This is a genomic window from Bacillus sp. (in: firmicutes), assembly GCA_012842745.1.
GTDB lineage: Bacteria > Bacillota > Bacilli > Bacillales > Bacillaceae_J > Schinkia.
This window is the reverse complement of sequence record DUSF01000004.1, coordinates 73097-86167: the sequence shown is the minus strand read 5'-3', so window position 1 is coordinate 86167 and position 13071 is coordinate 73097. Positions and strand designations below refer to the sequence as shown.

Sequence of the window (13071 nt, the reverse complement as noted above, 5' to 3'; positions counted from 1 at the left end):
TCAAGGTTAATTTTGTTTTCTGGAGAATTAAGTAAACATAGGGGATTTTAGTCTGAAATAGGGTGTGGAAAATGGGAAAGAATGATGTGGAGAAAGCGTTACAAAATTTCATTAGCCGTTTGAAATATGCCTCTCATATTTTACCGTTATTAGAAAATGAAAATATAACAGTGCTGTTTTGTCCGTTTGAAGATAATGAAATTACTTTAGTATTAAATGGAAATGATGTAAGCTTAAACAATCGAAATGGTCATGACGGATACGCTTTAACAATCCGTGGTGATTCCACAACACTTATCGAGCTAATTGAAGGTAGAGAGAAATTGCAAACTCTCAAAAAAAGAGGAGAACTAGCTGTAGAGGGGAAATTTCGCTATATTTTAAAAGTAGAGTCAATATTATATTGTTGCTCTTTTGAACTAAGCAAATCATAAATCGAAAAATATTTGACAAAGACTAAGAAAGGTGATAGGATTAGCCTAAATTAAATAAGAAAGTTAAAAATGTTCTTATCGAGAGAGGTGGAGGGACCGGCCCTATGAAGCCCGGCAACCGGTTTTTATTTTAAAAACACGGTGCCAATTCCTACAGAGCAATTGCTCTGAAAGATAAGTAGAGTGTGAATTGTTATCCCCTCATCTTATCTGATGAGGGGTATTTATATTTAAAAAGGGAGATGTATAAAATGAGTAGTCAAAAAAATTACCGTATTGAAACTTTAGGAATTCACGGCGGTCTACAGCTTGATGAAGGGACACGTGCGCAAGCAACGGCAATCTACCCATCAAATGCCTATTTATTTAAAGATGCAGAGCATGCAGCAAATTTATTTTCATTAGCAGAGCCTGGGTACATATATACTAGACTTCACAATCCAACTTGCACTGTATTCGAAGAAAGAATTTCCCTATTAGAAGGAGGAGTGGGTGCCCTTTCTGTTGCAAGTGGTTCGTCAGCCATCACACTAGCGATTTTAAATATTGCTGGAGCTGGTGATGAAATTGTAGCCGCATCAACGCTTTATGGTGGAACTTATAATTTATTTGCACAAACATTACCAAAGTATGGCATTAATTTTAAGTTTGTTGATCCAACAGATCCTGAAAATTTCCGCAGAGCGATAACCGACAAAACAAAAGCAGTTTTTGCGGAAACAATTGGCAACCCAAGCTTACATGTATTAGATATCGAAGCGGTAGCAAATATTGCACATGAAGCAGGCATTCCACTTATTATTGATAATACATTTGCGTCACCATATTTATGCCGACCAATCGAATTTGGGGCTGATATTGTTGTTCACTCTGCAACTAAATGGCTAGGCGGAAACGGTACAACGCTTGGTGGCGTGATTATTGATGGAGGTAAGTTTGATTGGAATTCACCGAAATTCCCAGGCTTTACAAACCCAGACCCAAGCTATAACGGTCTTGTCTATGCAAGAGATATCGGGGCAGCAGCCTTTATTATCAAAGCTAGAGTGCAATTATTACGTGATATGGGACCTGCATTAAGTCCGTTTGCCGCTTTCCAACTAAATTTAGGTTTAGAAACTTTACATGTACGGATGAAGGAACATATTGCTAACACAAGAAAAGTGCTTGAATATTTACAAAGTCACCCTGCTGTTGAGTGGGTATTGCATCCAGAATTAGAAAACCACCCTTCAAATCCCTATGTTGCTAAATACTTGCCAAAAGGAGCTGGCTCAGTAGTCGTATTTGGAATTAAAGGTGGGCGTGAAGCGGGTGCAAAATTAATAAACAATGTACAGCTTTGGTCACATGTTGCCAATGTTGGTGATGCAAAAAGTTTAATTATCCACCCAGCGAGCACGACGCATTCACAATTAAGTGAAGAAGAATTGAAGAAATCAGGGGTATCGGAAGACTTAATTCGCCTATCAATTGGTATTGAAAATATTGATGATATTTTAGAGGATTTAGAACAAGCAATTGAAAAAGCAACAGGCATTACTTCAAAATAAAATAGTAATATTGACACTAAAAAGTTGTCCATGCTAAAATTTCTACCATATACTATTTTTATATAATAATTAAAAATAACTCTTATCAAGAGAGGTGGAGGGAATGTGCCCTATGAAACCCGGCAACCGTCAAAGCAATTCGCTTTGAAATGGTGCCAATTCACACAAAGTATTGCTTTATTTAGTATTGCAACTTTGGAAGATGAGAGAAAGGGACTATTCAAAGCCTTTCTGCTTGTCTGCGGAAAGGTTTTTCTGCATCATCGTAGTAGAAAGTGTATAATAGCGATGGAAGAAGGTGAAAGTGTAGCATGATTACTTTAAAAGGTGTCGAAAAGATTTTTAAATCGAATGCTATTGAGGTTAGAGCGGTTGACCAAGTTGATTTAAGAATTAACGAAGGTGAAATATATGGAATCATTGGATATAGTGGTGCGGGTAAAAGTACACTTATTCGCTTATTAAATAGACTTGAACAAGCTACAACTGGGATAGTTGAAGTTGCAGGACGCAATTTAACAAATATCAAAGGTGCTGAGCTACGGAAAGCCCGCCAAGAAATCGGGATGATTTTTCAACATTTTAACCTTTTATGGTCAAGAACGGTTAGGGAAAATATTGCGTTTCCGTTAGAAATAGCCGGGGTTCCTAAAGTGGAACGGCTGAAAAGAGTTGATGAGCTTATTAAACTAGTAGGTTTAGAAGGAAGAGAAGAGGCCTACCCTTCCCAGCTTAGTGGTGGTCAAAAGCAACGAGTCGGCATTGCTAGAGCGCTAGCTAACCATCCGAAAGTGCTTTTATGTGATGAAGCAACTTCGGCTTTAGACCCGCAAACAACAGACCAAATCTTAGACCTACTTGTTGATATTAATGAAAAATTAGGGCTTACGATTGTCTTAATCACTCATGAAATGCACGTCATTCGCAAAATTTGTCATCGTGTTGCTGTTATGGAAAATGGCCGAATTGTTGAAGAAGGCTCTGTACTTGAAGTATTCAGCAAGCCAAAAAAGCCGATTACAAAACGGTTTGTCCAACAAGTAACAGAGCCCGAGCAAACAATGGAAACAATTGATCATTTATTACAGAAATATCCGAATGGCAAGGTTATTCAGCTTACCTTTGTTGGTGATAACGCTGAACAACCGTTAATGAATGATTTAATCCGTAAATTTAAGATTAACGTAAATATTTTGCAAGGCAAAATTTCGCAAACGCAAAATGGCGCCTACGGAACTTTGTTCATACATCTTGAAGGAGAAGTAAATGAAATTGACAAAGCGCTTGCTTTTATTCGTGAACATAAAGTTGAAGTGGAGGTAATCGTTCATGCTTGAGACATTACTTCCGAATGTGAAATGGCCTAAAATGTGGGAGTCCACAATCGAAACATTATATATGACAGGCATATCTGTTGCAGCGACATTTATTCTTGGCATTATTCTTGGACTATTATTATTTCTAACTTCGAAAGGTAATATTTGGGAAAATAAAGCAATCAATTCGATTGTTGCGGCATTTGTTAACATTTTCCGTTCAATACCATTTATTATCCTAATAATTTTACTCATACCATTTACAAAATTAATAGTCGGTCGAATACTCGGTGCTAATGCTGCTCTTCCAGCACTCATTATTGGTGCAGCACCATTTTATGCACGTATGGTAGAAATCGCCTTAAGAGAAATTGATAAAGGAGTCTTGGAAGCAGCGCGGGCAATGGGGGCAAAAACAACGACGATTATTTTTAAGGTGTTGTTGCCTGAATCGATGCCAGCCTTAATTTCAGGGATTACTGTAACGGCGATTGCGCTTGTTGGCTATACAGCAATGGCTGGTGCAGTTGGAGCAGGCGGTCTTGGAAACCTTGCATTTTTAGAAGGATATTCACGTAATCATAATGATGTCACAATTTTAGCGACTATCTTAATTTTAGTAATTGTTTTTACCATTCAGTTTATTGGTGACATTGTCACTTCTAAAATAGATAAAAGATAAAAATTTAAGGGGGTTAACACAGAATGAAAAAATTATTACTTCTATTGACTTCACTATTTGTCATTTTTGCGCTTGCAGCATGTGGTGGAGGCAACGCAAACAAAGAAACAGCAGAGGAAAATCAACAACAGCCAGCAAAAACAGAAGACACAACGAAAAGTGTAAAACTAGTCGTTGGTGCTTCAAATGTTCCTCATGCGGAAATTTTAGAACATGCGGAGTCAATTTTAGCTGAAAAAGGCATTGAACTTGAAATTGTTCCATTCCAAGATTATGTTTTGCCTAACAAGGCTTTAGATGGAAAAGAACTAGACGTTAATTATTTTCAGCATATTCCTTACTTAGAGTTACAGAAAAAAGAATTTGATTATGATTTCGTCAATGTTGGTGGCGTTCATATTGAGCCAATTGGTGTTTATTCACAAAAATATAAGTCACTTGAAGAGCTTCCAAAAGGTGCAGAAATCATCATGAGCAACTCTGTTTCAGACCATGGTCGGATGTTATCAATGCTTGAAGAAAAAGGTTTAATTAAACTGAAAGAAGGCGTTGATAAATCAGCGGCAACTGTCGATGATATTGTTGAAAATCTAAAGAAAATAAAGTTTATTACTAGTGTTGAGCCAAGCCTATTAGCGCAAGCATACAAAAATGGCGAAGGTGATGCTGTGTTAATTAACTCAAACTTTGCCTTAGATGCTGATTTAGACCCAGCGAAAGACCCAATTGCGATTGAATCACCAGAAAACAATCCCTATGTAAATATTGTCGTCGCTCGTGCAGGTGATGAAAATCGTCCAGAAATCAAAACATTAGTTGAAGTATTGCAATCGAAAGAAATTGCTGACTTTATAACTGAAAAATATAAAGGTGCTGTCATCCCGGCAAATGAATAATAATTGAGTTTTTAAATGAAAAGACATGTGGACATAAAAAGTGCTCCACATGTCTTTTTTGTACATTTTTTAACAGAGATTACAAAAACTAAAAAACAACAGAAGCTTACTTTATATACATTTTTGTATAAAAAGTATTTTTATACAAAAAACTCATGGTTGCTATGTTATATCATTTAGTATAAGATTAGAATGAGAATAGAATGAGAATAGTAAGATCCTTTTATAAAAACATTGAAAATAAAGGGACTAAGATAATATGGAGGTATAGATATGTCATCTACTTTATCAATTAAAGATCTATATGTTGAGATTGAGGGGAAGGAAATTTTAAAAGGTGTAAACCTTGAAGTAAAAGGCGGGGAAATTCATGCAATCATGGGCCCTAACGGTACAGGGAAATCAACGCTAGCTTCCTCAATTATGGGACATCCAAAATATACAGTAACAAAAGGCAGTATTACACTTGATGGAAAAAATGTACTTGAGATGGAAGTAGATGAGCGTGCACGTGCTGGCTTATTTTTAGGAATGCAATATCCAAGTGAGATTACCGGCGTTACAAATTCTGACTTTTTAAGATCCGCCATCAACGCTCGTCGTGGTGAAGGAAATGAAATTTCATTAATGAAATTCATCCGTTCAATGGATGAAAAAATGCAGTTTTTAGATATGGATCTTAATATGGCACAACGCTATTTAAATGAAGGCTTTTCCGGCGGTGAGAAAAAGCGTAATGAAATTTTACAATTAATGATGCTTGAGCCGAAAATTGCGATTTTAGATGAAATTGATTCAGGTCTTGATATTGATGCGTTAAAGGTTGTATCAAAAGGGATTAATGAAATGCGCGGCGAAAACTTTGGCTGTTTAATGATCACTCACTATCAACGTCTACTGAACTATATTAAGCCTGACGTTGTTCACGTTATGATGCAAGGCCGTGTTGTCAAAACAGGTGGAGCTGAATTAGCGGAACGTTTGGAAGCGGAAGGATACGATTGGATCAAAAAAGAGCTAGGAATCGAAGACGAAACTGTAGGTCAAGAAGCGTAAAAGCAGTGAGGAGGGGATTTTGATGACAGTCGAAACAAAACTTCCATACGATGCTGAGTATGTAAGTCAATTTTCAAAAACAGTAGGAGAGCCTGAGTGGCTTAAAAATTTACGCATAGAGGCGCTTCAAAAGGTGAACGAACTACCGTTACCTAAAGCGGATAAAACAAAAATTGATAATTGGAATTTCACTAATTTCAATCATGGTATAAAAAAAGATGCTGTCCAGTCTTTGGAACAGCTCCCAAATGAAATTAAAGCGTTAGTTAATGTTGATGCAAAAAATCAAAATTTACTCATACAACGTAATGGCTCGTTAGCATATACTGCTATATCGGAAGAGCTTTCAAATCAAGGTGTTATTTTTACAGATATTGTAACAGCAGCAACTACCCATAGTGAATTACTAAGAAAATATTTTATGACAAAAGCGGTTACGGTTGATGAACATAAGCTAACAGCGCTCCATGCAGCTTTACTGAACGGCGGTACGTTTATTTATGTTCCGAAAAATGTCGAAGTGAAGGAGCCGCTGCAAGTAATCTACTGGCAAGACGAAGAGACGGCGCTTTTTAATCATGTTATTGTTGTTGCTGAAGACAGTAGCTCTGTAACATATATTGAAAATTATCTTTCTTTTTCCACCAAAGAGAATGTCGCGAATATTATCGCTGAAGTCATTGCTGGTGCAAATACAAAAGTTCATTACGGTGCTGTTGATAATTTCGCGAGTGGAATGACAGCTTATGTAAACCGCCGCGGTGTTGTCGGCAAGGACGGCCGTATTGAGTGGGCCTTAGGGCAAATGAATGACGGAAATACGGTTTCAGAAAATATCACGAACTTAAAAGGCGACGGTTCGTTTGCTGATTCAAAAACTGTTACTGTTTGTCGTGGAGATCAAAAGCAAAATATCACAACAAAAATTATTCATTTCGGCAAATATTCTGAAGGAAATATTTTAAATCATGGTGTTGTAAGGGACGAGGCAACAAATATTTTTAATGGAATTGGTAAAATTGAACATGGCGCAACAAAATCAAATGCTGAACAAACATCCCGTGTTTTAATGCTTAGTGAACAGGCACGTGGCGATGCTAATCCGATTTTGTTAATTGACGAAGATGATGTAATGGCAGGACATGCTGCTTCAGTTGGCCGTGTTGACCCAATCCAGCTCTACTATTTAATGAGTCGTGGGATTGAGAAACGGGAAGCGGAACGTTTGATTATTCACGGTTTCCTAAAGCCTGTTGTCAATGAATTAGCAATTGAAAATGTGAAAAACCAGCTCGTTGAAGTGATTGAAAGGAAAGTTCGATAATGAATATAGATATTCAAGACATTCGCAAACAGTTCCCGATTCTCCATCAACAAGTAAATAATCATCCGCTTGTCTATTTGGATAGTGCGGCAACATCGCAAAAGCCGGTCCAAGTTATTGAAGCCTTAGACCGCTACTATCGCGAGTATAATTCTAACGTTCACCGTGGTGTACATACGCTCGGTACTTTAGCTACCGATGGGTATGAAGGTGCACGCGAGAAGGTTAGAAAATTTATTAACGCCAAATCAGTCCAAGAAATTATCTTTGTCCGCGGTACGACAACCGCTATAAATACGGTGGCGGCAAGCTATGGCCGGGCAAACCTCGGTGTAGGAGACGAAATTGTTATCACACCGATGGAGCATCACAGCAACATTATTCCTTGGCAGCAGGTGGCAAAAGCAACAGGAGCAACGCTTAAATACATTCCATTGCAAGAAGATGGGACGATTGCATTAGCTGATGTTGAAAAAACAGTAACACCAAATACAAAAATTGTTTCCGTTATGCATGTTTCCAACGTTTTAGGAACGATTAACCCAGTAAAAGAAATTGCCGCGATTGCCCACAAAAATGGTGCAGTTATGGTTGTCGATGGTGCGCAAAGTACACCGCATATGAAGGTTGATGTTCAAGATTTAGATTGTGATTTTTACGCCTTTTCTGGACATAAAATGTGTGGTCCAACGGGAATCGGTGTACTATACGGGAAAAAAGCTTTACTAGAAAAAATGGAGCCAGTTGAATTTGGCGGTGAAATGATTGACTTTGTTGATTTATATGATTCTACTTGGAAAGAGCTTCCGTGGAAATTCGAAGGCGGTACGCCGATTATTGCTGGTGCAATTGGTTTAGGGGCGGCAATTGATTTCCTTGAAGAAATTGGCATCGACAACATTTCTGCATATGAACATAAATTAGCCCAGTATGCACTGGAAAAAGTAAGCGAAATTGAGGGTGTTACGATTTATGGACCAAAAGAAAGAGCAGGCCTTGTAACCTTTACAATTGATGATGTTCATCCCCATGATGTGGCGACCGTCCTTGATGCAGAAGGAATTGCTGTTCGCGCCGGACATCATTGTGCTCAACCGTTAATGAAATGGTTAAATGTATCGGCGACAGCACGCGCAAGCTTTTACCTTTATAATACTGAAGAAGAAATTGACGTCTTTGTTAAAGCTTTAATCAAGACAAAGGAGTATTTTGGAAATGTCCTCTACTAATAGAAATATTGATTTAGATGCACTTTATCGCAAGGTAATTATGGATCACTATAAAAATCCACGAAACCGTGGGATTATGCATGATGAAAGTGATATTACAATAAATATGAATAATCCAACATGTGGTGATCGCATTCAATTGCAATTAAAAATTGAAAACGGCATTGTCACAGATGTGAAATTTGACGGTGAAGGCTGCTCGATTAGTATGTCGTCTGCTTCGATGATGAGCCAAGCGATTAAAGGCCAAAAGGTTGCTAAAGCATTGAAAATGGCGGATGTTTTTTCAAAAATGATGCTCGGTGAAGAATATGATGATTCAGATTTAGATTTAGGCGATATTGAAGCATTAGCAGGTGTTGCGAAGTTTCCTGCCCGCATTAAATGTGCGACATTATGCTGGAAGGCAATGGAAAAAGGCTTGGAACAGGAACAAGAATAATGTAAGGAGGGATTATAGCGATGGCAAAGAAAATGCCGGAAATCGGTGATTATAAATATGGCTTCAAAGATAAAGACGTTTCGATTTTTAGATCAAAACGTGGTCTAACAAAAGAGATTGTCGAAGAAATCTCGAAAATGAAACAAGAACCACAATGGATGCTCGATTTTCGCTTAAAATCATTGGACTTATTTAATAAACTCCCAATGCCGCAATGGGGCGGGGATTTAAGCGAATTAAATTTTGACGAAATTACGTATTATGTTAAGCCCTCTGAAAAATCCGAGAAATCTTGGGATGAGGTTCCTGAGGAAATTAAAAATACGTTCGATAAGCTTGGAATTCCGGAAGCGGAGCAGAAATATTTAGCAGGTGTTTCAGCGCAATATGAATCGGAAGTTGTTTATCATAATATGAAACAAGACCTTCAAGATTTAGGAATTGTTTTTAAAGATACAGATTCGGCGTTAAGAGAAAATGAAGAAATTTTTAAAAAATATTTTGGCACGGTTGTTCCGCCTGCAGATAATAAATTTGCAGCGCTTAATTCAGCGGTATGGTCTGGTGGTTCTTTTATTTATGTACCAAAAGGTGTGAAGGTCGATACACCACTACAAGCATACTTCCGGATTAACTCTGAGAACATGGGGCAATTTGAACGGACTTTAATCATTGTCGATGATGATGCTTCAGTCCATTATGTTGAAGGTTGTACAGCACCTGTTTACACGACAAATTCATTGCATAGTGCCGTTGTTGAAATTATCGTCGGGAAAAATGCTTATTGTCGTTATACAACAATCCAAAACTGGGCGAATAACGTTTTCAACCTTGTTACGAAGCGGACAACGGTTGATGAAAATGGCACAATGGAATGGATTGATGGCAACATCGGCTCTAAGTTAACGATGAAATATCCAGCATGTATTTTGAAAGGCGAAGGCGCGCGCGGCTTAACGCTATCAATTGCAATCGCTGGTAAAGGTCAGCACCAAGATGCAGGCGCAAAGATGATTCATTTAGCGCCCAATACATCTTCAACGATTGTATCGAAATCAATTTCTAAACATGGTGGAAATGTAACATACCGTGGTGTTGTCCATTTCGGCCGCAAAGCAGATGGCTCTCGTTCAAATGTTGAATGTGATACATTAATTATGGACAATAAATCGAAATCCGACACAATCCCTTACAATGAAATTCTAACTGAAAATATTTCACTAGAGCATGAAGCAAAAGTATCAAAAGTATCAGAAGAGCAGCTGTTCTATCTCATGAGCAGAGGTATTTCCGAGCAAGAAGCAACAGAAATGATTGTCATGGGCTTTATCGAACCATTTACACGTGAACTTCCAATGGAATATGCGGTTGAAATGAATCGATTGATAAAGTTCGAGATGGAAGGATCCATCGGCTAAATTTCGACATATTTTACTTGTATACGACTCGGGGCTGGATAAACAGCCCTGAGTTTTGTTATTATACTGATAAGAAAATATAACTTTTGTCGGATATCAGTATAAGAAAGGACATCGGGGGCCTTTAGGTCATACCTTTAGGTGCTTCCGCCGTTATGGGCGGCAAGTCGTGTCTTTCTAATAGGGGGCGGACCCTATACAGAAGGTAGTGAGTTAATAATGGAATGGGTAGTTTTGTTTATAGTTGGCTTGTCATCGGGTGTTATTGGAAGCTTAGTTGGACTTGGTGGAGGAATTATTACTGTACCTGCATTGTTATTCATTAGTGCATATACGGTGTTGATAGGTAAAATTTCGCCGCAAATTGCTGTTGGAACATCTTCGTTAGTAATCATAGCCACCGGCTTATCTTCGACATTGACATATATAAAGCTTAAAAAGATTGATTACGTAAGCGGTTTGCTGTTTTTTATTGGTAGTGCACCAGGGGCTATTATAGGTGCGATGACGAACAAATATTTAAATGCTGAACAGTTTAATCTTTACTTTGGTATTTTTATAATATTTATTTCGTTAACATTAATGTTTAGAGGGAGATTAAAGGCAAAAACCTCGTCAACGAGCCGTTTTAGAATCAATCGAACGAGTGTAGATGAACGTGGAAACACAAATCAATATAGTTTTAATATTTTTTTTGCGATATTCATTTCTTTTATTGTTGGTTTTCTAGGAGGTATTTTTGGCATTGGCGGCGGCTCCTTAATGGTTCCAGCGATGCTGTTATTATTTAGATTTCCGCCCCATATTGCTGTAGCTACCTCTATGTTTTTAATTTTTTTATCGTCAACGGTTAGCTCCTATACTCATTTTAACCTTGGGAATATAGACTGGATAATTGCGATTGCCTTAATACCGGGGGCATGGATTGGCGCCAAAATAGGTTCGATTATTAATCAACGAATGAAAGCTGATACTGTTGTTAAGATTTTGCGGTTTATTCTTATCATCATTGGCATTCGTTTAATTGTTCAAATTTAATAGGACAAACACCTATACAGATTTTTTCTATTTTTCATAAAGTGATAATAGAAAGGATGTGTAGTATGGATGATTAAAATGGAACCGATTAAAATAGATAATCAGCAATTTACAGCGATTACCGTTGCGCTTCCAAAAACGAATTTTATGGCTGTAACTTCAGATAAAGGTTATATTATGTGTGGGGCGTTAGATGTAGCCTTATTAAATGAGCGGTTAAAGGATAGAGGAATTATCGCCGGAAGGGCGGTTGGTGTAAGGACAATCGATCAGTTATTGGAGGCCCCACTGGAGTCAGTAACAATTGAGGCTGAGAAATATGGGATTATGGTAGGGATGAAAGGAAAGGATGCTTTGTTAAGAATGTTATAAACAGTGAAAATAGCGTTTATATTAATAAGCGGAATTTGTCTATAGGCAAACGCCGCTTTTTTTATTTAGTAATGTGAAATATTTTCGACAAAATACGACGCAATTCTACAAATTATGATTTTATTTGGTATCATAATAATAGTAAAATACAGACTCAAGCAGAGTTAGGGGTTAGGAAAAAATGAGATTGATTTCAACGAATACATTGGAAGAAGGTGTAACCCTTGGTAGACCTATTTTCAATGGTCAGGGTCAAGCCTTAATTGGCGAAGGGATACCGCTTACTGAAAGGATGATTAAGCGTTTAATAGATTTAGGTATTTCCTATGTATATGTAGATGACCCTTTTACAAGGGATGTAGAAATTAAGTCTCCAATATCGGAAAAAACGCGAAAAGAGGCCGTTGAAACAATCGAGCAAACGTTCGAGATTGTTCAAAAAGAAAAATCATTATCCAAGGTGTTTGTTGTTGAACAGCTTGGTAAAAGGTTTTCTTTTGTCGTACGTGATATATTGGAACAAATAAAAAACCATAATGATGTTATTTCATTATTATCAGAGGTTTCTGTTTATGACCATTATATATTTACACATTCTTTAAATGTAACAATCTATAGTCTTGCTCTCGGTGTTCAACTAAAATTACCAGAACGGAAGTTAGAGCAACTTGGGCTAGGAGCGATGCTTCACGATGTTGGTAAAATGCTTGTCCCGTATGATATTTTAACTAAGCGCGGAAAATTAACGGATGAAGAATACGTTGTTATGAAAAGACATTCTGAAGATGGCTTTAATCTTTTAAGGAATGCACCTACAATTCCATTATTAGCAGCTCACTGTGCTTATCAACACCATGAACGGATAAATGGAAAGGGATATCCAAGAGGATTAGTTGGTGAAGATATTCATTATTTCGGCCGTATCTTGGCGATTACAGATGTTTATGATGCCGTAACTTCCAATCGAGTTTACCGAAAAGCGATGCTGCCTAATGAAGGTCTGGAAATTTTATATGCGGGTGCGGGCTCACAATTTGAAATCGGTTTGGTTGAAGCCTTTCGAAAGGCCATTGCCGCTTATCCAATTGGTTTAACCGTATATTTAAATGATGGACGAAAGGGTATTGTTGTGAGGCAAAATATTGGTTCAACTGACAGACCGATTATTAGAATTATCGAAGAAAATGGTATGTATTTACAAGAACCATATGAAATTGATTTGCTGAAAGAATTGACAATTTTTATCGTTGAAACAGATACAACCTTATTAGGGAAAAATGAAATAGTCCACTCTTAACAAACATAGATTGT

At 37.5% G+C, this 13071-nt stretch carries 13 protein-coding genes and 2 riboswitches; all 13 genes read left to right on the top strand.

What is annotated here, in order from left to right:
• Positions 1-71: 71 nt before the first annotated feature.
• The 13 genes from GX497_00935 (at position 72) to GX497_00875 (ending at position 13057) form a co-directional block, all read left to right on the top strand.
• Entirely contained in the window at positions 72-434 is a 363-nt protein-coding gene (locus tag GX497_00935; protein ID HHY71801.1) for an SCP2 sterol-binding domain-containing protein, read from the top strand.
• Between the two features lie 72 nt (positions 435-506).
• A riboswitch (SAM riboswitch) is annotated at positions 507-615 on the top strand.
• Between the two features lie 70 nt (positions 616-685).
• Positions 686-1987 carry an O-acetylhomoserine aminocarboxypropyltransferase/cysteine synthase gene (locus GX497_00930; GenBank protein ID HHY71800.1) on the top strand — a complete coding sequence of 434 codons (1302 nt, stop codon included), beginning with the start codon at positions 686-688 and terminating at the stop codon, positions 1985-1987.
• 79 nt (positions 1988-2066) lie between these two features.
• Positions 2067-2196, top strand: a riboswitch (SAM riboswitch).
• A 102-nt stretch (positions 2197-2298) separates the two neighbouring features.
• Complete coding sequence (locus GX497_00925; GenBank protein ID HHY71799.1) at positions 2299-3324, top strand: methionine ABC transporter ATP-binding protein; 1026 nt, start codon at positions 2299-2301, stop codon at positions 3322-3324.
• On the top strand, positions 3317-3985 hold the full coding sequence (locus GX497_00920; GenBank protein ID HHY71798.1) for an ABC transporter permease: 669 nt from the start codon (positions 3317-3319) through the stop codon (positions 3983-3985). The genes GX497_00925 and GX497_00920 overlap by 8 nt, the downstream gene beginning before the upstream one ends.
• 23 nt (positions 3986-4008) lie before the next feature.
• A complete protein-coding gene (locus GX497_00915; protein HHY71797.1) occupies positions 4009-4881 on the top strand; it encodes an ABC transporter substrate-binding protein in 873 nt (290 codons plus the stop codon).
• 273 nt (positions 4882-5154) lie between these two features.
• Complete coding sequence (sufC, locus tag GX497_00910; GenBank protein HHY71796.1) at positions 5155-5937, top strand: Fe-S cluster assembly ATPase SufC; 783 nt, start codon at positions 5155-5157, stop codon at positions 5935-5937.
• 22 nt (positions 5938-5959) lie between these two features.
• Positions 5960-7261 (top strand): Fe-S cluster assembly protein SufD, encoded by a 1302-nt coding sequence (gene sufD / locus GX497_00905; protein HHY71795.1) that lies wholly within the window; start codon positions 5960-5962, stop codon positions 7259-7261.
• 5 nt (positions 7262-7266) lie between these two features.
• Positions 7267-8490 (top strand): cysteine desulfurase, encoded by a 1224-nt coding sequence (locus tag GX497_00900; protein ID HHY71794.1) that lies wholly within the window; start codon positions 7267-7269, stop codon positions 8488-8490.
• On the top strand, positions 8477-8932 hold the full coding sequence (locus GX497_00895; GenBank protein ID HHY71793.1) for an SUF system NifU family Fe-S cluster assembly protein: 456 nt from the start codon (positions 8477-8479) through the stop codon (positions 8930-8932). The genes GX497_00900 and GX497_00895 overlap by 14 nt, the downstream gene beginning before the upstream one ends.
• A gap of 20 nt (positions 8933-8952) precedes the next feature.
• Positions 8953-10350, top strand: a complete 1398-nt coding sequence (sufB, locus tag GX497_00890) for a Fe-S cluster assembly protein SufB (GenBank protein ID HHY71792.1) — start codon at positions 8953-8955, stop codon at positions 10348-10350.
• Between the two features lie 219 nt (positions 10351-10569).
• On the top strand, positions 10570-11388 hold the full coding sequence (locus tag GX497_00885) for a sulfite exporter TauE/SafE family protein (protein HHY71791.1): 819 nt from the start codon (positions 10570-10572) through the stop codon (positions 11386-11388).
• 69 nt (positions 11389-11457) lie between these two features.
• A complete protein-coding gene (locus GX497_00880) occupies positions 11458-11760 on the top strand; it encodes a DUF1805 domain-containing protein (protein ID HHY71790.1) in 303 nt (100 codons plus the stop codon).
• 181 nt (positions 11761-11941) lie between these two features.
• Positions 11942-13057, top strand: coding sequence for an HD-GYP domain-containing protein (locus GX497_00875; protein HHY71789.1), 1116 nt, complete (start codon positions 11942-11944; stop codon positions 13055-13057).
• Positions 13058-13071: the final 14 nt, after the last annotated feature.

Bases quoted from the DNA above. Each gene is read 5' to 3' on its own strand.
- GX497_00935 (HHY71801.1), top strand. From the start codon at position 72: ATGGGAAAGAATGATGTGGAGAAAGCGTTACAAAATTTCATTAGCCGT.
- GX497_00930 (HHY71800.1), top strand. From the start codon at position 686: ATGAGTAGTCAAAAAAATTACCGTATTGAAACTTTAGGAATTCACGGC.
- GX497_00925 (HHY71799.1), top strand. From the start codon at position 2,299: ATGATTACTTTAAAAGGTGTCGAAAAGATTTTTAAATCGAATGCTATT.
- GX497_00920 (HHY71798.1), top strand. From the start codon at position 3,317: ATGCTTGAGACATTACTTCCGAATGTGAAATGGCCTAAAATGTGGGAG.
- GX497_00915 (HHY71797.1), top strand. From the start codon at position 4,009: ATGAAAAAATTATTACTTCTATTGACTTCACTATTTGTCATTTTTGCG.
- sufC (HHY71796.1), top strand. From the start codon at position 5,155: ATGTCATCTACTTTATCAATTAAAGATCTATATGTTGAGATTGAGGGG.
- sufD (HHY71795.1), top strand. From the start codon at position 5,960: ATGACAGTCGAAACAAAACTTCCATACGATGCTGAGTATGTAAGTCAA.
- GX497_00895 (HHY71793.1), top strand. From the start codon at position 8,477: ATGTCCTCTACTAATAGAAATATTGATTTAGATGCACTTTATCGCAAG.
- sufB (HHY71792.1), top strand. From the start codon at position 8,953: ATGGCAAAGAAAATGCCGGAAATCGGTGATTATAAATATGGCTTCAAA.
- GX497_00885 (HHY71791.1), top strand. From the start codon at position 10,570: ATGGAATGGGTAGTTTTGTTTATAGTTGGCTTGTCATCGGGTGTTATT.
- GX497_00880 (HHY71790.1), top strand. From the start codon at position 11,458: ATGATTAAAATGGAACCGATTAAAATAGATAATCAGCAATTTACAGCG.
- GX497_00875 (HHY71789.1), top strand. From the start codon at position 11,942: ATGAGATTGATTTCAACGAATACATTGGAAGAAGGTGTAACCCTTGGT.